The 20,284-nt window shown below is 70.8% G+C and carries 19 protein-coding genes; 2 read left to right on the top strand and 17 right to left on the bottom strand.

Annotated elements, in window-relative coordinates; all coding sequences use genetic code 11:
* Nucleotides 1–6: 6 nt before the first annotated feature.
* Nucleotides 7–1,269 (bottom strand): histidine--tRNA ligase, encoded by a 1,263-nt coding sequence (gene hisS / locus ACF1CT_RS28345; protein WP_391786810.1) that lies wholly within the window; start codon nucleotides 1,267–1,269, stop codon nucleotides 7–9.
* A 15-nt stretch (nucleotides 1,270–1,284) separates the two neighbouring features.
* Nucleotides 1,285–1,971 (bottom strand): MBL fold metallo-hydrolase, encoded by a 687-nt coding sequence (locus tag ACF1CT_RS28340; RefSeq protein ID WP_391786809.1) that lies wholly within the window; start codon nucleotides 1,969–1,971, stop codon nucleotides 1,285–1,287.
* A gap of 145 nt (nucleotides 1,972–2,116) precedes the next feature.
* On the opposite strand from ACF1CT_RS28340, the gene ACF1CT_RS28335 reads away from it, so the two are divergent.
* Nucleotides 2,117–2,899: a peptidylprolyl isomerase gene (locus ACF1CT_RS28335; protein WP_391786808.1), complete on the top strand. Its 783-nt coding sequence runs from the start codon at nucleotides 2,117–2,119 to the stop codon at nucleotides 2,897–2,899.
* Nucleotides 2,900–3,101: 202 nt separating this feature from the next.
* Complete coding sequence (locus tag ACF1CT_RS28330) at nucleotides 3,102–4,331, top strand: DUF349 domain-containing protein (RefSeq protein WP_391786807.1); 1,230 nt, start codon at nucleotides 3,102–3,104, stop codon at nucleotides 4,329–4,331.
* A 93-nt stretch (nucleotides 4,332–4,424) separates the two neighbouring features.
* Here ACF1CT_RS28330 and ACF1CT_RS28325 read toward each other — a convergent pair whose 3' ends face one another.
* From ACF1CT_RS28325 to pgsA, 15 genes are all read right to left on the bottom strand, one after another.
* Nucleotides 4,425–6,992: a RelA/SpoT family protein gene (locus ACF1CT_RS28325; protein WP_391786806.1), complete on the bottom strand. Its 2,568-nt coding sequence runs from the start codon at nucleotides 6,990–6,992 to the stop codon at nucleotides 4,425–4,427.
* A gap of 171 nt (nucleotides 6,993–7,163) precedes the next feature.
* Entirely contained in the window at nucleotides 7,164–7,718 is a 555-nt protein-coding gene (locus ACF1CT_RS28320; RefSeq protein WP_391786805.1) for an adenine phosphoribosyltransferase, read from the bottom strand.
* Complete coding sequence (gene secF / locus ACF1CT_RS28315) at nucleotides 7,715–8,815, bottom strand: protein translocase subunit SecF (RefSeq protein ID WP_391786804.1); 1,101 nt, start codon at nucleotides 8,813–8,815, stop codon at nucleotides 7,715–7,717. Before secF ends, ACF1CT_RS28320 begins: the two co-directional genes overlap by 4 nt.
* Before the next feature lies 1 nt (nucleotide 8,816).
* The gene (secD, locus tag ACF1CT_RS28310; protein WP_391786803.1) at nucleotides 8,817–10,535 is read right to left on the bottom strand and encodes a protein translocase subunit SecD; all 1,719 of its coding nucleotides are present in this window, start codon (nucleotides 10,533–10,535) and stop codon (nucleotides 8,817–8,819) included.
* A gap of 142 nt (nucleotides 10,536–10,677) precedes the next feature.
* Nucleotides 10,678–11,178: a preprotein translocase subunit YajC gene (gene yajC / locus ACF1CT_RS28305; RefSeq protein WP_391786802.1), complete on the bottom strand. Its 501-nt coding sequence runs from the start codon at nucleotides 11,176–11,178 to the stop codon at nucleotides 10,678–10,680.
* A gap of 164 nt (nucleotides 11,179–11,342) precedes the next feature.
* Nucleotides 11,343–12,416 (bottom strand): Holliday junction branch migration DNA helicase RuvB, encoded by a 1,074-nt coding sequence (gene ruvB / locus ACF1CT_RS28300; protein ID WP_391786801.1) that lies wholly within the window; start codon nucleotides 12,414–12,416, stop codon nucleotides 11,343–11,345.
* Nucleotides 12,417–12,512: 96 nt separating this feature from the next.
* The gene (ruvA, locus tag ACF1CT_RS28295; RefSeq protein WP_391786800.1) at nucleotides 12,513–13,139 is read right to left on the bottom strand and encodes a Holliday junction branch migration protein RuvA; all 627 of its coding nucleotides are present in this window, start codon (nucleotides 13,137–13,139) and stop codon (nucleotides 12,513–12,515) included.
* Complete coding sequence (gene ruvC, locus ACF1CT_RS28290; RefSeq protein WP_391786799.1) at nucleotides 13,136–13,726, bottom strand: crossover junction endodeoxyribonuclease RuvC; 591 nt, start codon at nucleotides 13,724–13,726, stop codon at nucleotides 13,136–13,138. Before ruvC ends, ruvA begins: the two co-directional genes overlap by 4 nt.
* Before the next feature lie 191 nt (nucleotides 13,727–13,917).
* Nucleotides 13,918–14,670: a YebC/PmpR family DNA-binding transcriptional regulator gene (locus ACF1CT_RS28285; protein WP_391786798.1), complete on the bottom strand. Its 753-nt coding sequence runs from the start codon at nucleotides 14,668–14,670 to the stop codon at nucleotides 13,918–13,920.
* A 62-nt stretch (nucleotides 14,671–14,732) separates the two neighbouring features.
* Nucleotides 14,733–15,326 (bottom strand): pyridoxal 5'-phosphate synthase glutaminase subunit PdxT, encoded by a 594-nt coding sequence (gene pdxT / locus ACF1CT_RS28280; RefSeq protein ID WP_391786797.1) that lies wholly within the window; start codon nucleotides 15,324–15,326, stop codon nucleotides 14,733–14,735.
* A 6-nt stretch (nucleotides 15,327–15,332) separates the two neighbouring features.
* Nucleotides 15,333–16,253, bottom strand: coding sequence for a pyridoxal 5'-phosphate synthase lyase subunit PdxS (gene pdxS, locus ACF1CT_RS28275; protein WP_391786796.1), 921 nt, complete (start codon nucleotides 16,251–16,253; stop codon nucleotides 15,333–15,335).
* A 385-nt stretch (nucleotides 16,254–16,638) separates the two neighbouring features.
* Complete coding sequence (locus tag ACF1CT_RS28270; protein ID WP_391786795.1) at nucleotides 16,639–17,184, bottom strand: hypothetical protein; 546 nt, start codon at nucleotides 17,182–17,184, stop codon at nucleotides 16,639–16,641.
* A gap of 79 nt (nucleotides 17,185–17,263) precedes the next feature.
* Entirely contained in the window at nucleotides 17,264–18,472 is a 1,209-nt protein-coding gene (locus ACF1CT_RS28265; RefSeq protein WP_391786794.1) for a glycosyltransferase family 4 protein, read from the bottom strand.
* Nucleotides 18,469–19,449 (bottom strand): phosphatidylinositol mannoside acyltransferase, encoded by a 981-nt coding sequence (locus ACF1CT_RS28260; RefSeq protein ID WP_391786793.1) that lies wholly within the window; start codon nucleotides 19,447–19,449, stop codon nucleotides 18,469–18,471. The genes ACF1CT_RS28265 and ACF1CT_RS28260 overlap by 4 nt, the downstream gene beginning before the upstream one ends.
* Nucleotides 19,446–20,129, bottom strand: coding sequence for a phosphatidylinositol phosphate synthase (gene pgsA, locus ACF1CT_RS28255; RefSeq protein WP_391786885.1), 684 nt, complete (start codon nucleotides 20,127–20,129; stop codon nucleotides 19,446–19,448). Before pgsA ends, ACF1CT_RS28260 begins: the two co-directional genes overlap by 4 nt.
* Nucleotides 20,130–20,284 lie beyond the last annotated feature (155 nt).

Below are 20,284 nucleotides of genomic sequence, written 5' to 3'. Positions count from 1 at the left end.
GTGGCCTCAGACCAGGCGTTCGCGGATCGTCGCGGCCACGTCGGACAGCGCGACCGCTGTCTGTTCGCCCGACTCCATGTCCTTGAGCTGGACGGCGCCCTCGGCGAGATCCCGCTCGCCCGCGACGATCGTGAACCGCGCACCCGACCGGTTGGCGCTCTTCATGGCGCCCTTGAGGCCTCGGTTCCCGTACGCGAAGTCCGCCGCCACGCCCTCGCGGCGCAACTGCGTGACGATCCCGAAGAGCACCCGCCGGGCCTCCTCGCCGAGCGGCACGGCGAAGACGCTGGTGGCCGGGGGCAGTTCGAGCTCGATGCCTTCCGCCTCCAGCGCGAGCACCGTGCGGTCCACGCCCAGCGCCCAGCCGACCGACGGAAGCGCCGGGCCGCCGATCATCTCGGACAGGCCGTCGTACCGGCCGCCACCGCCGACCGCGGACTGCGAACCGAGTCCGTCGTGGACGAACTCGAAGGTGGTACGGGTGTAGTAGTCGAGGCCGCGGACCAGCTTCTCGTCGTCCTCGTACACCACGCCCGCCGCGGTGAGCAGGTCACGGACCTCCTCGTGGTACGCCTTGCAGGCATCGCACAGGAAGTCGCGCAGCACCGGCGCACCCGCCAGTTGCCGCTGGACCTCCGGGCGCTTGTCGTCGAGGACCCGCAGCGGGTTGATCTCGATGCGGCGGCGGGTCTCCTCGTCGAGGTCGAGTTCGCGCAGGAAGCCCTGGAGCGCGTCCCGGTAGACGGGGCGGCACTCCCGGTCGCCCAGCGAATTGAGCAGGATGCGGAAGTCCCGCAGACCGAGCGTCCGGTACGCCTGGTCGGCCAGGATGATCAGCTCGGCGTCGAGCGCCGGGTCCTCGGCGCCGATGGCCTCGGCACCGACCTGCGAGAAGTGCCGGTACCGGCCCTTCTGCGGGCGCTCGTAACGGTAGTACGAGCCGGAGTACCAGAGCTTCACGGGCAGGTTGCCGAGCTTGTGGAGGTTGGCCTCCAGTGCGGCGCGCAGCACCGAGGCGGTGCCCTCGGGGCGCAGCGCGAGCTGGGATCCGCCCTTGGTGGTGAGGGTGTACATCTCCTTGGTCACGATGTCGGTGGACTCACCGACTCCGCGCGAGAAGAGGGCGACGTCCTCGAAGCCGGGCGTCTCGATGTAGCCGTAGCCGGAGTTCTTCAGCGGTGCGGCGATCGCCTCGCGCACCGCGAGGTACTTCGCGGAGTCGGGCGGGGTCAGGTCGTACGTGCCCTTGGGGGCCTTGAAGGTGCTCACGGTTCTTGTCTCTCGTCACATTCCTCGTCGGGGCGCGTCCAGGCCGTTCAGGAACGGGTTGACGGCGCGCTCGCGACCGATGGTCGTCTGGGGGCCGTGGCCGGACAGCACCACGGTCGAGTCGTCGAGCGGCAGGCACACACGGGCCAGCGAATCGAGCAACTCGGCGTGGTCGCCGCCGGGCAGGTCGGTGCGTCCGACGGAGCCGGCGAAGATCAGGTCGCCCGAGAAGAGGATCTGCGGAACGTCCGCGGCCTCGGGCATCCGATACGTCACCGACCCCTTGGTATGGCCGGGCGCGTGCGCGACGGAGAACTCCATACCGGCCAGGCTCAGCGGGGTTCCGTCACCGAGCTCCCTGACGTCGTCCGGCTCCCCCACCGTCAGCTCGCCCATGAGCGGCATCCCGATGGAGCGGCCGAGGGCCTTCTCCGGATCGCTCATCATGTACCGGTCCTCCGGGTGGATCCAGGCGGGGATGTCGTGCGCGCCGCACACCGGGACGACCGAGGCGACGTGGTCGATGTGCCCGTGCGTCAGAACGACGGCGACGGGCTTCAGCCGATGCTTCCTGAGCGCTTCCTCGACTCCGGCGGCGGCCTGGTGGCCCGGGTCGACGATGACGCACTCCTCACCCGCGGCGGGGGCGACCAGGTAACAGTTGGTCCCCCAGGCCCCTGCGGGGAACCCGGCAATGAGCACGATCGTCCTTAATGGTCGTCCGACGGCGGATGGCGACTGAGAAGGTCGCGGCGGTTCAGAGCCTACCGGCGCTCCTCATTCCACAGCTAACCCATATACGGTACGGGCAGCCCAGGCCCCACACGAACTACAAGGAGATCACCCGGTGGTCAGCAGCGATCAGCGGCGGCGGCAGCTCGCCAGGGAGAAGTTCGAGCGGCAGCAGCAGCGCCGGGAGGAGGCTCGCCGCAGGTCGAAGCGGCTCGCGATCATCATCTCGGCCGTCGTGGCCGTCGTGGCGGTCGCCGGGGTCGGCACCTATCTCGCCCTCGACGGCGACGGCAAGAAGGACAAGAACGACGCGGCCGCGAGCCCGTCCGACTCGCCGTCGCCGAGCGAGAGCAGCGAGCCGGAGCCCGCGATGAAGATCGACAAGGCGGCGAAGTACACGATGTCGCTCAAGACGGGCGCGGGCGACATCGCGTTCACGATGGACGCGGCGAAGACCCCGCACACGGCGAACTCGTTCAAGGCGCTGGCGGACAAGGGCTTCTTCGACGGCACGAAGTGCCACCGGCTGACCACGCAGGGCATCTTCGTGCTGCAGTGCGGCGACCCCAAGGGCGACGGCACCGGCGGCCCCGGCTACACGATCCCGGACGAGAACCTGACCGGGCTGGGCAAGGCGGGCACGGACGGCACGGTCACCTACCCCGCGGGCACGGTGGCGATGGCCAACACCGGTCAGGAGCACACCGGCGGCAGCCAGTTCTTCCTTGTGTACAAGGACAGCAAACTGCCGCCCACCTACACGCCGTTCGGCACCATGGACGGCGCCTCGCTGAAGGCGGTCGAGAAGATCGGCGCGGCGGGCGTGGCCGACGGGGGCCCCGACGGGGCGCCGAAGACGGCCGTGGACATCTCGAAGGCGGCCGTCGCCAAGTCGTGACGCGTCGGGGCGACCGGACCGGGCCGACCTGCGACGGCCTCCGCGGCCGGGCCGGATAATTTTCGGCCGCGCGGAGTGCGGACAGCCGGGTGGCCGGTCGCCTAGATTGGCGTTGTGGAGGGCGGGCGCTGCCCGCCCCGGAAAACTGTGGACGATGCCAGGGGGGCGAACCCCCTCGCAGGCATCAGGTGGAGGAGGCGCTGTGAGCAGCGACCCGTGGGGCCGCGTCGATGAGACGGGCACCGTGTACGTGCGTACGGCCGACGGCGAGCAGGTCGTCGGATCGTGGCAGGCGGGATCCCCCGAGGAGGCCCTGGCCTACTTCGAGCGCAAGTACGAGGGCATTGTGGTCGAAATCGGCCTCCTCGAACGTCGGGTGAAGACCACCGACCTGTCGGCGAAGGACGCCACTGCCGCCATCGACCACCTGCGTACGCAGGTGGACGAGCATCACGCCGTCGGTGACCTCGACGCGCTGCGCAAGCGGCTCGACGCCCTGGTCGCGACGGTCGAGTCGCGGCGCGAGGAGCGCAAGGCCCAGAAGGCGAAGCAGACCGACGAGGCGAAGCGTGCCAAGGAGGAGCTGGTCGCCGAGGCCGAGGAGCTGGCGCAGAGCGAGCAGTGGCGTTCCGCGGGCGAGCGCCTGCGCGCGCTCGTCGACACCTGGAAGGGGCTGCCGCGGCTCGACCGCAAGTCCGACGACGAGCTGTGGCACCGCTTCTCGCACGCCCGTTCGGCGTTTTCCAAGCGTCGCAAGGCCCACTTCGCCTCGCTGGACGCCCAGCGCGAGGAGGCCCGCAAGGCCAAGGAGAAGCTGGTCGCCGAGGCCGAGGCGCTCTCCGGTTCCACGGACTGGGGGGCCACGGCAGCCCGTTACCGCGACCTGATGACGGAGTGGAAGGCGGCGGGCCGCGCCCAGCGCGAGGCCGAGGACGACCTGTGGAACCGGTTCCGCGGCGCCCAGGACGTCTTCTTCGCCGCCCGCGGCGAGGTCTTCGCCGAGCGGGACGCCGAGCAGGGCGAGAACCTCAAGCTCAAGGAGGAGCTCGCGACCGAGGCCGAGCGGCTGGTTCCGGTGAAGGACCTGAAGGCGGCCCGTGCCGCGTTCCGGGCGCTCAACGAGCGCTGGGAGGCCGTCGGCCACGTACCGCGCGACGCCCGTCCGAAGGTCGAGGGACGGATGCACGCGGTGGAGCGGGCGCTCCAGGAGGCCGAGGAGACGGAGTGGCGTCGGACGAACCCGGAGGCACGCGCGCGTGCCGCGGGTCTGACGGGCCAGTTGCAGGCGGCCGTGGACAAGCTGCGCACGCAGATCGACACCGCGCGTGCCGCGGGGAACAACTCCCGCGCCGACAAGCTGGCCAAGGAGCTCGAAGGCCGTCAGGCGCTGCTGGACCAGGCGCTGAAGGGGCTGGAGGAGTTCGGCGGCTGATCGAGCGGCGGCACCGTCCCTGACCTGCCGGTACACGACGAAGCCCCCCGCGTCCGTCCACGAGAGACGGATGCGGGGGGCTTCGTCGTGGGATCAGGGCCTGCGGGCCGAGGTCACCCGGTACACGTCGTAGACGCCCTCCACGCCCCGGACTGCCTTGAGGACGTGCCCGAGGTGCTTCGGGTCGCCCATCTCGAAGGTGAAGCGCGAGGTGGCGACCCGGTCCCGGGAGGTCTGCACGGCCGCCGACAGGATGTTGACGTGCTGGTCGGACAGGACGCGGGTGACGTCGGAGAGCAGCCGCGAGCGGTCCAGTGCCTCGACCTGGATGGCGACCAGGAAGACCGAGGACTGGGTGGGTGCCCATTCGACGTCCAGGATGCGTTCCGGCTGCTGCGACAGCGAGTCCACGTTGACACAGTCGGCGCGGTGCACCGAGACGCCGCTGCCCCGGGTCACGAAGCCGATGATCGGGTCGCCTGGAACGGGTGTGCAGCAGCGGGCCAGTTTCACCCAGACGTCCTCGACGCCCTTGACGACCACGCCCGGGTCGGCGTTGGCGCGGCGCTTGCCGCGACCGCGCGAGGGCGGCGAGCTCTCCGCGATGTCCTCGTTGGCCGCGTCCTCGCCGCCGAGCGCCTGGACCAGCTTCTGGACGACCCCGGCCGCGGCCACATGCCCCTCGCCGATCGCCGCGTACAGCGACGAGATGTCGGGGTAGCGCATCTCGTGGGCGAGCGTGACCAGGGAATCGCCGGTGAGGATGCGCTGGATCGGCAGGTTCTGCTTGCGCATGGCCCGCGCGATGGCGTCCTTGCCCTGCTCGATCGCCTCGTCCCGGCGCTCCTTGGAGAACCAGGCACGGATCTTGTTGCGGGCCCGGGGCGATTTGACGAAGCCGAGCCAGTCGCGCGAGGGGCCGGCACCGGCCGCCTTGGAGGTGAAGACCTCCACCAGGTCGCCGTTGTCCAGGGTCGATTCCAGCGGCACGAGCCGCCCGTTGACCCGGGCCCCTATGGTCCGGTGGCCGACCTCGGTGTGGACCGCGTAGGCGAAGTCGACCGGTGTGGCACCGGCGGGGAGCGCGATGACGTCGCCCTTGGGTGTGAAGACGAAGACCTCGTTGCGGGAGAGGTCGAAGCGCAGGGACTCCAGGAACTCGCTGGGGTCCTCGGTCTCCTTCTGCCAGTCCAGGAGCTGGCGCAGCCATGCCATGTCGTTGACGGTGTCCTGGCCGCGACCGGTGTGCTTGGGCACGTCGGTGCGCACCTTGGAGGCGCCGGCGACGGCCTCCTGCTTGTACTTCCAGTGCGCGGCGATGCCGTACTCGGCACGCCGGTGCATGTCGAACGTGCGGATCTGCAGCTCCACGGGCTTGCCGCTGGGGCCGATCACCGTGGTGTGCAGCGACTGGTACATGTTGAACTTGGGCATCGCGATGTAGTCCTTGAACCGGCCGGGGACCGGATTCCATCGCGCGTGGACGGTGCCGAGCGCCGCGTAGCAGTCGCGGACGGTGTCGACGAGGACCCGGATGCCCACCAGGTCGTAGATCTCGGCGAAGTCCCGGCCCCGCACGATCATCTTCTGGTAGACGCTGTAGTAGTGCTTCGGGCGTCCGGTGACGGTGGCCTTGATCCGGGCGGCCCGCAAATCGGCCTGGACCTCGTCGGTCACTATGGCGAGGTATTCGTCACGCTTGGGCGCCCGCTCGGCGACGAGACGGACGATCTCGTCGTACATCTTGGGGTAGAGGATCGCGAAGGCGAGGTCCTCCAGCTCCCACTTGATGGTGTTCATGCCCAGGCGGTGAGCCAGGGGGGCGTAGATCTCCAGCGTCTCGCGGGCCTTCTTCTCCTGCTTCTCCCGCTTGAGGTAGCGCATGGTGCGCATGTTGTGCAGCCGGTCGGCGAGCTTGATCACCAGGACCCGGGGGTCCTTGGCCATGGCGACGACCATCTTGCGCACGGTCTCGGCCTGTGCGGCCTCGCCGAACTTGACCTTGTCCAGCTTGGTGACGCCGTCGACGAGCAGGGCCACCTGGTCGCCGAAGTCCTGGCGGAGGGTGTCCAGGCCGTACTCGGTGTCCTCGACCGTGTCGTGCAGAAGCCCGGCCATCAGCGTCGCCGGATCCATGCCGAGCTCGGCGAGGATGGTCGTGACGGCGAGCGGGTGGGTGATGTACGGATCGCCGCTCTTGCGCTTCTGGCCGCGGTGCCAGCGCTCGGCGACCTGGTAGGCGCGCTCGATCTGGCGCAGCGTGGCGTTCTCGATCTTGGTGTCGTTGCCGCGGACGATCCGCAGCAGCGGTTCGAGGACCGGGTTGTACGGGCTGGAGCGCTGCACGCCCAGGCGCGCGAGCCTGGCCCTCACCCGATTGGAGGAGCCGCCGGACCGGCCCGTGGGAGCGGCCGGGGCGACCGGCTTGGCGGCGGGCTTCGCCGGAGGCTTCGGAGTGGTGGACGCCGGGGAGGCGGGAGCGGCGGGCTGCGCGGGCGAGGCGGGCCGCAGCGTGGGGGCGGCAGGGCGGCCGGGGCCCGTACCGGCCTCGGGGGCCGGGGGCTTCGGCTTCTGCGCGGGCTGCTTCTTCCCGGGCATGGCTGAGGCCGCCGCGGGCTTGTCGGGCTGCGGGGCGGCGACTGGCTGGGCCTCGTCTGGCAAGAGCACTCCTCGTGCGGATCCGGACTCCCGGAAAGGCCATCGTATCGACCCGGTGGCAGGTCCTCGCCCGGGGACGGCGAGACCCCTGACAACGACGGACGGGCACCCGGTTGTTCCCGGGTGCCCGTCCGTCGTGTCCGTGAGCCGCCGGGGACCGGCGGCGGCCGATGCTCAGACCGTGATCAGAACCTCCAGCGGAGCGCCCGCCAGGCCCTGCTCCACCCGGGCACGCCCGTCCAGGAAGCCGAGCTCCATCAGCACCGCCACGCCCGCGACCTCGGCGCCGGCCCGCCGGATCAGCTCCAGCGAGGCCTCGGCGGTGCCGCCGGTGGCGAGGATGTCGTCGATGACCATGATCCGGTCGTCGGCGGACAGGTCCTCCGCGTGGATCTCGATCTCGGCCGAGCCGTACTCCAGCTCGTATGCCTGGCTGAGCGTGGCGCCGGGCAGCTTGCCCGCCTTGCGGACGGGCACGAAGCCGAGACCGGCCCGTACCGCGACCGGCGCGGCCAGGATGAATCCGCGCGCCTCCAGACCGACGATCTTGGTGGCGCCGTGCCGTACGCACAGCTCCGCGAGGGTGTCGGTGAGGGCCGCGAACGCGGTCGGGTCCGCGAGCAGCGGCGTGATGTCCTTGAAGACCACCCCCGGCTTCGGGTAGTCGGCCACGTCACGGATGCGGCTGAGCAGGAGCTCACGCGTGCTCTCGGTGGTGCTGCTGGTCATCGGCGGTTCCCCGGGGTGCGGCCCTGGCCCCGGTGGGGCTGCTGGCGCTGACCGACCACCGCGGCGGCGGGAGCCACGTCCTCGACGCGGTCGTTCGGCGGCTCGTCCCCGGCGGACTCGCCCCGGGCGGCGGCGGCCGCGCGCTTGGCGAGGATCCGCTTCTTCAGTGCCTTCATCTGCGGGTCGCGTTCCTTGAGGTCGGCGACGAGCGGGGTGGCGATGAAGATCGAGGAGTACGCACCGGCGGCGAGACCGACGAACAGCGACAGCGAGATGTCGTTCAGCATGCCCGCGCCGAGGACGCCGCCGCCGATGAACAGCAGACCGGCCACCGGCAGCAGGGCGACGATGGTGGTGTTGATGGAGCGGACCAGCGTGCCGTTGATCGAGCGGTTGGCGATCTCGCTGTACGTCCAGCGGGTCTGCTTGGTGATGTCGTGGGTGCTCTCCTTGAGACTGTCGAACACCACGACGGTGTCGTACAGGGAGTAACCGAGGATGGTCAGCAGGCCGATCACGGTGCCCGGGGTGACCTCGAAGCCGACCAGCGCGTAGACACCCACGGTGATCGTGATGTCGTGGATCAGTGCGACGAGGGCCGCGATGGCCATGCGCCATTCGAACGCGATGGCCAGGTAGATCACCACGAGGACCATGAAGACGCCGAGACCGGTCCACGCCTTGTTGGCGATCTGCTCGCCCCAGCTCGGGCCGACCAGATCGGCAGCGAGCTTCTCCTCCGGGATGCCGAGGTCCTTGGAGAGCTGGGCCTTGATCTGGTCCGACTTGGCGGTGTCGACCTCGGTGATCTGAATACGCATCTTGCCGTCGCCCAGCTTCTGGACGATCGCCTGGTGGCCCGAGGCGGCCGTGGCGCTGTCCTCCGCCTCGGCCACGGTGGCCTTGGTGCTCGGCGTCGTGAAGACCGCACCGCCCTTGAACTCGATGCCCATGTTCAGGCCGCTGACCGCCAGGCCGACGATGGCCGTGATGGTGATCAGGATCGAGACCCCGTACCAGATCTTGCGCTTGCCGATGAAGTCGTAGCCGACTTCGCCGCGGTAGAGACGGGCGCCGAGATTGCCGAGTCGCGACATCTCACGCCTCCTTCGGGTGGTCGGTACGGACGGTGGCACGACGCGAGCGGCGCAACGGCGGCTTGGCACCGAGCCGCTTCGGGTCCAGACCCGACCACGGGTGGCCACTGGCGAAGAACTTCGTCCGGGCCAACAAGGTCATGAGGGGCTTGGTGAAGAGGAACACCACGACCACGTCGAGCAGGGTGGTGAGCCCGAGCGTGAAGGCGAAGCCCTGGACCTTGCCGACGGTGACGACGAAGAGCACCGCCGCGGCGAGGAACGAGACGAAGTCGGAGACCAGGATCGTGCGGCGGGCCCGCGGCCAGGCCCGCTCGACGGCCGGACGCAGGGTGCGGCCCTCGCGGATCTCGTCCCGGATTCTCTCGAAGTACACGATGAAGGAGTCGGCGGTGATACCGATGGCCACGATGGCTCCGCAGACCGCGGGAAGGTTCAGCGCGAATCCGATGGCCGGTCCGAGCAGCGCCATGATCGTGTAGGACAGGACGCCGGAGACCAGGAGGCTGAGCAGCGCGATGAACGCCAGGCCGCGGTAGTACACCACGAGGTAGATGACCACCAGGGCGAGGCCGATCGCGCCCGCGATCAGCCCGGCGCGGAGCTGTTCGCCGCCGAGGGCGGCGGTGACGGTGGTGGCGCTCTGCTCCTTGAACGAGAGCGGCAGCGCGCCGTAGGAGAGCACGTTGGCCAGGTCCTCGGCGGACTGCTGGGTGAAGCTGCCGGAGATCTCGGCGCTGCCGCTGAGCGTCGAGTTCACCTGGGGCGCGGAGACGACCTCGCCGTCCAGGGCGATGGCGAACTGGTTCTGCGGGGAGGGCTGCGCGGAGAGCTTCTTGGTGATCGTCTGGAACTGCTTGGAGCCCTGCTTGGTGAACTCCATCTGGACGATCCACATGCCGCGCTGCTGGTCGAAGCCGGCCTTGGCGCTGTCCACCTCGGTGCCGGACACCTCGGCCGGTCCGAGGATGTACTTGGCGTCGCCCTCGGAGCTGCACGCGACGACCGAGTCGGCGGGCTTGGCACCCTGCGCGGCCTTGGACCGGGAAGCGTTGCTGGAGCAGTCGAGTGCGGCGAAGTCCTTCTGCAGCTTGGCCGCGGCGGCGTCCTCGGCGGGGGCCGACGGCGCGGTCGAGCCCTCGCTCGCCCCGGGGGTGGGCGTGGCGTCGGCCTTGAGGCCGTCGGTGACCGCACGGCCCTGCGTGGTGGCGGTCGCGTTCGGCGTCGCGGCCGCCTTCCCGTCGGCGGACGCCGACGCGCTCGGACTGGGCTTGCCGGACGGCGGGGCGCTGGGCGTCGGGGACGCGGTGCCCTGGGCGACGGTCAGTACCGGCCGGAAGTACAGCTTCGCGGTGGTGCCGACCTGCTCACGTGCCTGGGCCGAGTCGGTGCCCTTGGGAATGTTGACGATGATGTTGCGATCGCCCTGCGTCTGGACCTCGGCCTCGGAGACACCCAGACCGTTGACGCGGCGTTCCATGATCTGGACCGCCGTGTCCATGTTGGTCTTGTTGATCGCCGATTCCTGGCCCGGCTCGCTCTTCGCCTCAAGCGTGATGGATGTACCACCGGCCAGGTCGATGCCCAGTCGTGGCGTCGGCTGGTCAGCCAGGAACATCCCGCCTGTGAGCGCGACCATGGCGATCAGGATCAGAGCCAGGGAACGCCCCGGCCTGCCCTGACCGCCGGCCGCTCCCCGGCTCTTCTTCGGTGCTGCCACCTTCTCGTTTCTCCCTGTCCAACCGCCCCGCGCCGGGTGCGCGCCCGAGCGGCCACGAAGTGTAGTGGGGACCCGCCCCCGCAGAAGATCGCACGGTCCGGGCGCCTGATGCCGGTGGCTCGCGGCGTCCCCGGGTCGTGGACTACTTCGCGTCGGCCTCGCCGTCGGTGCCGCCCTCGGACTTCTTGTCCTCGGACTTCTTGCCGGACTCGGCGTCCTTCGGCTCGGCGTCGTCGGCCTCGGCCTTCTTGCCCAGGTCGATCCTGCCGTCGTCCGAGGTGGTCTCGGCGGCGTCCGTCTCGGTCAGGGAGGAGGCGTCGTCCGGCACGACGGTGCCGTCGATGTCGAGAGCGTTCTCGTCGTCGCCGTGGACGATGCGGTTGTACTCGGCGTCGTCGAGGACGGCGCCGATGGCGTTCTTGGCGTAGATGGCGTGGACGCCCGGCGCGACCTCAAGGAGAACCGTGTCGTCGTGAGCCTCCTTGACGGTGGCATACATGCCCCCGATCGTCCGGACGCCGGCGCCGGGCTGCAACTCGTTGCGCATCTGGGCGGCGGCCGCCTGCTTCTTCTTGGCGGACCGGGTCATCAGGAACATGGCCCCGATGAGCACGATGAAGGGGAGGAGAGACACGGGATTCACGGGACGAGTTTCCTTCGCACGACCGCACCGGAGGACGGCCTGATCTTCGGGGGTGGGTACACCGGCCCATACGGGCGGCATCGGCGGAGTCTAAGCGAGTCCGCATCGATGGAACAACGCCCAACGCCTCCGGTTGGTTCCTGTCCGGGCCAAGCTGTGACGCGTCACGCCCCGAACAGGCCCTGTTGTCCCTTTCCGCCGTGCTGTGGGGGCACGAGGCCGAGATGGGCCCAGGCCGCGGGTGTCGCGACCCGTCCGCGCGGCGTTCTGGCCAGGAGTCCCTCCCGTACCAGGAACGGTTCCGCCACCTCCTCGACCGTCTCGCGCTCCTCGCCCACGGCGACCGCCAGGGTGGACAGGCCGACGGGCCCGCCGCCGAACAGCTTCAGCAGGGCGCCGAGCACCGCCCGGTCCAGCCGGTCGAGTCCACGGGCGTCGACCTCGTAGACCCCGAGGGCCGCGGAGGCGACCGGGCGGTCGATCCGGCCGTCGGCCTTGACCTGGGCGTAGTCCCGGACGCGGCGCAGCAGCCGGTTGGCGATGCGGGGGGTGCCACGCGAGCGCCCGGCGATCTCGGCGGCGCCGTCGTCGTCTATCACCACGTCGAGAAGACGGGCCGAACGGTGGATGACGCGTTCCAGTTCGGTGGGGGCGTAGAACTCCATGTGGCCGGTGAAGCCGAAACGGTCGCGCAGCGGGGGCGGCAGCAGTCCGGCCCTGGTGGTGGCGCCGACGAGGGTGAAGGGCGGGAGCTCCAGCGGGATGGCGGTCGCTCCGGGGCCCTTGCCGACGATCACGTCGACCCGGAAGTCCTCCATCGCCATGTAGAGCATCTCCTCGGCGGGCCTCGACATGCGGTGGATCTCGTCGAGGAAGAGGACCTCGCCCTCCTGGAGCGAGGAGAGGATCGCGGCGAGGTCGCCCGCGTGCTGGATGGCGGGGCCCGAGGTGATCCGGATCGGGGCGCCCATCTCGGCGGCGATGATCATGGAGAGGGTGGTCTTGCCCAGGCCGGGGGCGCCGGAGAGCAGCACGTGGTCGGCGGTGGCACCGCGGGCCCTTGCCGCCTTGAGGACCAGATCCAGCTGTTCACGCACTTTTTCCTGACCGACGAATTCGTCGAGGTCCTTCGGTCGCAGTGCCGCCTCGACCGCGGTGTCCTCGCCGGCCGCGTCGGCGTCGACGAGGCGCTCGTCGAGCCGCTCGCCGGTGTCGGGTCCGGTCTCGTCCCAGTTCATTGCGTCTGTCCCGCCTCGGGTGTTTCGGTGCCGTGCGCTGCCCGGCCCGGCGTCGGGTGCTCCGTTTCCCGGGGGCCCCGGGGTGCGGTGCCCGGGTCAGCGTGCCCGGTTGAGGGTCTGCAGCGCGGCGCGCAGCAACTGCGGCACGGGGGCCTGCCCGCTCTCGGCCAGCGCCGCCTCGGCCTGCGGGGTGACGGCGGCGACCGCCTCGTCGGCCTCGCGGGTGGCGTAGCCGAGGCCGATGAGGGCGGCGTGCAGCTGGTCGCGCCAGGCAGGGGTGACCGCGGCACCGACGCCCTGGTGGCCGATCCGGGCGCCGACGGGCTCCCCGAGCCTGTCCTTGAGTTCGAGGAGGAGCTTCTGCGCGCCCTTCTTGCCGATGCCGGAGACGGCGGTGAGCGCCTTCTCGTCCCCGGTGGCGACCGCGACCCTCAGCGCGTCCGGGCTGTGCGCGGCGAGCATGGCCTGGGCGAGCCGGGGGCCGACCCCGCTGGCCGTCTGGAGCAGTTCGAAGGTCTGGCGCTCGTCGTCGTCGGCGAAGCCGTAGAGAGTGAGCGAGTCCTCGCGCACGACGAGGGAGGTGGCCAGTCGCGCCTCCTGGCCGACGCGCAGGTCGGCAAGGGTGCTCGGGGTGCACTGGACGGACATGCCGATGCCGCCGACCTCGATCACGGCCGTGGTCGGGGCGAGCGCGGCGACGGGGCCGCTGACGAAGGCGATCATCGGGGGACCTTCCGGACGGGGGCCGCGGGTGTGCTGCCCGCGGAGGTACGGGGGGCGCGCGGCGCGCGGGACGCGGCGGCGGCCGCGGCGTGCGCCTGCTGGAGGCGGTTGACCGCGGGGGCGCGCCAGATGTGGCAGATGGCCAGGGCCAGGGCGTCGGCCGCGTCGGCCGGCTTCGGCGGGGCGTCGAGCCTCAGCAGCCGGGTGACCATGGCGCCGACCTGGGCCTTGTCGGCACGGCCGCTGCCGGTGACGGCGGCCTTGACCTCGCTCGGGGTGTGCAGGGCGACCGGTATGCCCCGGCGGGAGGCGCACAGCATGGCGACCGCGCTGGCCTGCGCGGTGCCCATCACCGTGCGGACGTTGTGCTGGCTGAACACCCGCTCCACGGCGACGTATTCGGGCCGGTGCGCGTCGAGCCACTCCTCGATGCCGCGCTCGATGGCGACCAGCCGGTGGCCGAGCTCCGCGTCGGCCGGGGTGCGGACGACGCCGACGCCGAGCATCGTCAGGGTGCGGCCGGCCACGCCCTCGACGACACCGACGCCGCATCGGGTCAGCCCCGGGTCAACGCCGAGTACCCGCATGGGACGCCCCTCCGTACCGATCGGTCAACTGTTCTGGCAGGCTATCGGCTCGCACTGACAACGTGTCGGGCAATGCGACGGGCCGACGGGGTGTGTCCCCCGTCGGCCCGCGCGTGAAGGTGGTACCGAGCCCGGCTCAGAGCCTTCCGGGTGACCCGCGTCCGCCCGGTCGGAGGTCACCCGCCAGGCTCTCAGGCGTCGACCTTCTCCATGACCTCGTCCGAGACGTCGAAGTTGGCGAAGACGTTCTGGACGTCGTCGCTGTCCTCCAGCGCGTCGATCAGCTTGAAGATCTTGCGCGCGCCCTCCTCGTCCAGCTCGACCTGCATGGTGGGCAGGAAGCCGGCCTCGGCGGAGTCGTAGTCGATGCCGGCCTCCTGGAGCGCGGTGCGCACCGCGACCAGGTCGGTGGCCTCGCTGACGACCTCGTACGTCTCGCCGAGGTCGTTGACCTCCTCGGCGCCCGCGTCGAGCACGGCACCGAGCACGTCGTCCTCGGTCAGCCCGCTCTTGGGGACGATGACGACGCCCTTGCGGTTGAAGAGGTACGAGACCGAACCGGGGTCGGCCATCGAACCGCCGTTGCGGGTCATCGCGACGCGCACGTCGGAGGCGGCACGGTTGCGGTTGTCGGTGAGGCACTCGATGAGCACCGCGACACCGTTCGGGCCGTAACCCTCGTACATGATCGTCTGGTAGTCGACGCCGCCCGCCTCAAGACCGCCCCCGCGCTTGACCGCGGAGTCGATGTTCTTGTTCGGTACGGAACTCTTCTTCGCCTTCTGGATCGCGTCCACAAGGGTCGGGTTGCCATCGGGGTCCACACCGCCGGTGCGGGCCGCGACCTCGATGTTCTTGATCAGCTTCGCGAAGAGCTTGCCGCGCTTGGCATCGATCACGGCCTTCTTGTGCTTCGTCGTAGCCCATTTAGAGTGGCCGGACATCTGCCTTCTCCTTCGCGTCACCAAAATTCGATCCGAACCCGGGAGATCCTACCGGGATCGAGTCAGCCGACTGCGCGCACCATGTCCACGAACAGCGCGTGAACGCGATGGTCCCCGGTCAGTTCCGGATGGAACGACGTCGCCAGCGCGTTGCCCTGGCGGACGGCGACGATATGGCCGCCGTGCTCGGCCACCACCTCGGCCCGGGCGCCGACCGACTCCACCCACGGGGCGCGGATGAACACGCCCTCGACGGGGTCGCCCTCGATCCCGTCGACCCGGACGGCCGCCTCGAAGGACTCGTTCTGCCGCCCGAAGGCGTTGCGCCGCACGATCATGTCGATCCCGCCGAACGTCTCCTGGCCGGCCCTCGGATCGAGGATCTTGTCGGCGAGCAGGATCATGCCCGCGCAGGTTCCGTAGACCGGCATCCCGCCCCGTATCCGTGCGCGCAGCGGTTCCGTCATGCCGAACAGGGAGGCCAGCTTGGACATCGTGGTGGACTCTCCACCGGGGACGACGAGTCCGTCGACCTCGGCGAGTTCCTCGGGGCGCCGGACCGGCCTGGCCAGGGCGTCGGCCGAGGCCAGGGCGATCAGGTGCTCCCGCACGTCGCCCTGGAGAGCCAGGACTCCGATCACAGGGGTGTCGCTCATCGGCGCTTACCAGCCGCGGTTGGCGTAGCGCTCGGCCTCGGGCAGGGTGTCGCAGTTGATGCCGACCATGGCCTCGCCCAGGTTCCGGGAGGCGTCCGCGATGACCTTCGGGTCGTCGTAGAAGGTGGTGGCCTTCACGATGGCGGCGGCGCGCTTGGCCGGGTCGCCGGACTTGAAGATGCCGGAGCCGACGAAGACTCCCTCGGCGCCGAGCTGGCGCATCAGCGCGGCGTCGGCGGGGGTGGCGACGCCGCCCGCGGAGAACAGCACGACCGGCAGCTTGCCGAGCTCGGCGACTTCCTTGACCAGCTCGTACGGGGCGCGCAGTTCCTTGGCGGCGGCGTACAGCTCGTTGTTGTCGTAGCCGCGCAGGCGGGCGATCTCGTTCTTGATCTGGCGCAGGTGGCGGACGGCCTCGACGACGTTCCCGGTTCCGGCCTCGCCCTTCGAACGGATCATGGCCGCGCCCTCGGCGATGCGGCGCAGCGCCTCGCCCAGGTTGGTGGCGCCGCAGACGAACGGGGTGGTGAACGCGAACTTGTCGCTGTGGTTGACCTCGTCGGCCGGGGTGAGGACCTCGGACTCGTCGATGTAGTCGACGCCGAGGGACTGGAGCACCTGTGCCTCGACGAAGTGACCGATGCGGGACTTCGCCATCACCGGGATGGAGACGGCCTCGATGATCTCCTCGATCATGTTCGGGTCCGACATCCGGGCCACGCCGCCGTCCTTGCGGATGTCGGCCGGCACCCGCTCCAGGGCCATGACGGCCACGGCGCCCGCGTCCTCGGCGATCTTCGCCTGCGCGGCGTCGACGACGTCCATGATCACGCCGCCCTTGAGCTGCTCGGCCATGCCGCGCTTGACGCGGGCGGTGCCGGTGACCGGGGATGCGGCGGACTGCGGGGTGGTGGGAAGCGTGGACACGGATCGACCTCACTCGGAGAAAAGTCGCTGAAAGCGCTGATGTGTGCAGGGCCGAGCAAACTCTCCGGAGGCGGTCCACATCAAGGGCCAATGGAAGGCCGGTGGATCGTTTTGGGCGCGTACGGTACGGGTTGTGAAGCAGGTCACGTCGGCGTGGACGGCCTGTCCGGCCGAGGGCGGACGGAGGGTCCGGTCCGGTCTCACGCGAGTGTCCTGACGGCTCAGAGCCTGTCGGGCGACCTCGGATCGGGTGGTGGACGCGGTCCGGTGCCCGCGGTCCCCGGGCAGAGGAGGGAGTCGACGCGGAGCGTCGGCGACCGACGACAACGCGGGAGGCGTGCGTGCCGGGGCGTGGCCGCCCGGCCGGAGGCCACCCGGCGGGCTCTCAGCCGGCGGGACGGTCGGCCAGGGCGACGGGCGGTTCGTCGTCCATCTCGAACGCGAGCGGGAACGGGGCGTGCCCGGCCAGCCGGAACCACCGCACCTTGCGGTGGCGGCGCAGCGCGCGCGCCGCGCGTACCGCGTCGTTGTGGAACCGCCGGGCCATCGGGACCCGGCGCACGGCGGCGGCGAGTTCGGACGCCGCCTCCTCGCCGCCGGGGATCTCCTTCACGGCCTCCACCTGCGCCGTCTCGCCGAACACCGCGCGCAGCGCGGCACTGAGCTCGCTCTCCGCCACCTCGCGCTGCTCCTCCTCGGCCTGACGGGCGGCGTGCGCGGCCTCGTAGAGCACGATGGACGCGGCAGGGTCGAGAACACCCGATGTCGCCAGTTCCTGGGTGACCGATGCGCGGCGCAGGAGCTGCGCGTCGAGGGCGGCGCGGGCGGCGTCGATGCGGGTGTGCAGCCGGTCCAGCCGGCCCGCGGTCCAGCTGAGGTACATGCCGACCGCGACGAACGCGACGACGATCCAGATGAAGGTTTCGGTCACGGGCGGCAAGGCTACCGTCGGGGCGCGTGCGGCAGGACCGGGCGGACGGGGCGCGCGGGGCGCCCCGCGCCGTCCGCGGTCAGTCCCGGGCCAGGCCCAGGCGCGCGCGCAGCCCCGTGCGTTCGTCCGCCGCCACCGAGGCCGCGCCGTCCGTCACCGTCTCGTACACCGCGAGGATGTCCGCCCCGACCGTCGACCAGTCGAAGCGGCGTACGTGCGCGGTGCCGCGCTCGCTCAGCTCCGCGCGCCGTACCGGGTCGCCGAGCAGCCGGATCGCCGCCGCCGCCAGTGCCTCGGCGTCCTCGTTGGCGAAGAGTTCGCCCGCCGCGCCCTGGTCCAGCACCTGGGCGAACGCGTCGAGGTCGCTGGCGAGGACCGGGGCGCCCGCCGACATCGCCTCGACAAGGATGATGCCGAAGCTCTCGCCGCCCGTGTTCGGGGCGACGTACACGTCGACGCTGCGGAGCAGACGTGCCTTGTCCTCGTCGCTCACCATGCCGAGGAATTCGACGCGCTCGCGCATCCGCGCGGGCAGCGAGGCGACGGCTTCCTCCTCGTCGCCGCGTCCCGCGACCAGCAGTCTGGTGTCCGGGCGCGCGGCGAGGATCGTGGGCAGGGCCCGCATCAGGACGGGCAGCCCCTTGCGGGGCTCGTCGATACGCCCGATGAAGCCGAGCGTGCCGCCGCCGGGGCCCCCGCGGTCGCCCTCCACCGGGCCGCGCGCCTCCCGCGACTGCCACTGCGCCCTGGGTTCGGCCGAGGCGAAGAAACCGACGTCCACGCCGTTCGGGATGACGACCGCGTCGCCGCCGAGGTGCTCGACCAGGGTGCGGCGCGCGTACTCGCTCACCGCGATGCGCGCGCTGATCTTCTCCAGCGCGGGCTGCAGGATCGGGTACGCGGCGATCATGGCCCGGGAGCGGGGGTTGGAGGTGTGGAAGGTGGCGACGATCGGCCCCTGCGCGGCCCAGCAGGCGAGCAGTCCCAGTGACGGCGACGTCGGTTCATGGATGTGGATGACGTCGAAGGTGCCGTCGTGCAGCCAGCGGCGCACCCGCGCGGCCGAGAGGAACCCGAAGTTCAGCCGGGCCACGGACCCGTTGTACGGCACGGGCACGGCCCGGCCCGCCGAGACCACGTACGGCGGCAGGGGTGTCCCGTCGTCGGCGGGGGCCAGCACGGAGACCTGGTGTCCCAGCCGGATCAGGTGTTCGGCCAGGTCCCGGATATGGAACTGCACGCCGCCCGGGACGTCCCAGGAGTACGGGCAGACGATGCCGATCCTCACGACCGTCCCTCCGGGGTGTGCGGGGCCTGCGGCATCCCCTCCGCCGCCGGGCCCTCCCGGTTCTCCAGATCCGCGAGCCAGAGCCGTTGCAGCATGTGCCAGTCCTCCGGATGTTCGGCGATCCCGGTGGCGAAGGCGTCGGCCAGCGACTGTGTCATCGCGGACGTCCGCTCGGCGCGGCTGCCCGATTCCGGGACCTCGACCGGCGGATGGATGCGCGCTCTCATGACCGGCGTGTCGTCGTACCCGAGTGTCACCGGCAGCAGCAGCGCGCCGGTCTGCTGTGCGAGCAGCGCCGGTCCCGCGGGCATGCGCGCGGTGTCGCCGAAGAACGTGACCTCGACGCCGGAGGCGGACAGGTCACGGTCGGCGACCAGGCAGACCAGTCCCCCGGCCCGCAGCCGTCGCGCCAGGGTCCCGAAGGCGGCGCCGCCGCTGTGCGGCAGGACCTCCATGCCGAGCCCCTCGCGATAGGCGACGAACCGGTCGTACAGGGTCTCGGGCCTCAGCCGCTCGGCGACCGTGGTGAAGGGGACCTTGAGGTCGGTGGTCACCCAGGCACCCGCCAGATCCCAGTTCGCCAGGTGCGGCAGGGCGAGGATGACGCCCCGGCCGGTGTCGAGACCGTCGGTCAGCCGGTGCGCGTCGGCGACGTCGATCGACTTCTTGATCCGCTCCGGGGTCCAGGTGGGCAGCCGGAACGACTCCATCCAGTAACGCATGTACGAGCGCATCCCGGCCCGGGACAGTGCGGCGAGCCGGGCGGGCGACGCCTCGGGCACGACCCTGGCCAGATTGGCCTCCAGTCTCAGGACGCCCTTGCCCCGCCGTTTCCAGACCTGGTCGGCGAGGGTCCGGAAGAGGCTCCGTGCGACCGGTTCGGGAAGCTTCTTCACGACGGCCCAGCCGAGCCCGTACAGGCTGTCGACCAGCCGGTCCCGCAGGCCGGTCCGCCCGTCGGCCGGTGCGTCGCTCACCGGGCCGCCCCGCTCCCCCGGTCGGTCACGGAGGCCTCGGCTGCGTCGGCGGCGTCGGCCTCGGCGGCCTCGCGGCGCACGGTCACGACCCGCTGCACGAGCGTCACCAGACTGCCCGCGGCGACGATCCACAGGGCGATCGGCAGCAGGATCTGGATTCCGGGGACTCCGAAGGTGTGCAGACCGGCGAATCCGGCCGCGACCAGCGAGATCACCAGCCGCTCGGCGCGCTCCACGAGTCCGTTGACCGCGACCGGCAGCCCGATCGACTCACCGCGCGCCTTCGTGTACGAGACCACCTGGCCGCTCGCCAGGCAGAAGATCGCGACCGCGCACAGGATGTTGTCGTCGCCCCTGCCCGCGTACCAGAGCGCGAACCCGCCGAAGATCGCTCCGTCGGCGACCCGGTCCAGGGTCGAGTCCAGGAACGCGCCCCAGCGGCTGGAGATACCGGCCTGGCGTGCCATGTTGCCGTCGACGAGGTCGGAGAAGACGAAGATCGTGATGACGATCGTGCCCCAGAAGAACTCCCCCATCGGGAAGAAGACCAGTGCACCTGCCACCACCCCTGCCGTACCGATCAGGGTGACCGCGTCGGGGCTCACGCCGAGGCGGAGCAGCAGTGCGGCGAACGGTGTGAGGACACGCGTGAAAAAGGCACGCGCGTACTTGTTCAGCATGGCCTTCCCGAGGTTCTGTGTGCCGGGCGGCCCCTTCGGCCCCGGCTGGCCCATCGTAGTCACGCCCGCCGGACTCCACCTGCCGGGCACCCCGCCGCGCGCGGCGGGGCGCGACGGATGGACGCGGCCCGGCCCAAGTGGAAAGCTCGAATTAC

The organism is Streptomyces sp. NPDC014734 (genome assembly GCF_043083325.1).
Lineage (GTDB): Bacteria > Actinomycetota > Actinomycetes > Streptomycetales > Streptomycetaceae > Streptomyces.
Note: the sequence above shows the minus strand (reverse complement) of the source record. Positions and strands in the feature narration are given on the sequence as shown.

What these genes read in the sequence shown, in the direction of transcription:
- ACF1CT_RS28320 (WP_391786805.1), bottom strand. Translation starts at nt 7,718, where the DNA reads ATGACCAGCAGCACCACCGAGAGCACGCGTGAGCTCCTGCTCAGCCGC.
- secF (WP_391786804.1), bottom strand. Translation starts at nt 8,815, where the DNA reads ATGTCGCGACTCGGCAATCTCGGCGCCCGTCTCTACCGCGGCGAAGTC.
- ruvB (WP_391786801.1), bottom strand. Translation starts at nt 12,416, where the DNA reads ATGAACTGGGACGAGACCGGACCCGACACCGGCGAGCGGCTCGACGAG.
- ruvA (WP_391786800.1), bottom strand. Translation starts at nt 13,139, where the DNA reads ATGATCGCCTTCGTCAGCGGCCCCGTCGCCGCGCTCGCCCCGACCACG.
- ruvC (WP_391786799.1), bottom strand. Translation starts at nt 13,726, where the DNA reads ATGCGGGTACTCGGCGTTGACCCGGGGCTGACCCGATGCGGCGTCGGT.
- ACF1CT_RS28285 (WP_391786798.1), bottom strand. Translation starts at nt 14,670, where the DNA reads ATGTCCGGCCACTCTAAATGGGCTACGACGAAGCACAAGAAGGCCGTG.
- pdxT (WP_391786797.1), bottom strand. Translation starts at nt 15,326, where the DNA reads ATGAGCGACACCCCTGTGATCGGAGTCCTGGCTCTCCAGGGCGACGTG.
- pgsA (WP_391786885.1), bottom strand. Translation starts at nt 20,129, where the DNA reads ATGCTGAACAAGTACGCGCGTGCCTTTTTCACGCGTGTCCTCACACCG.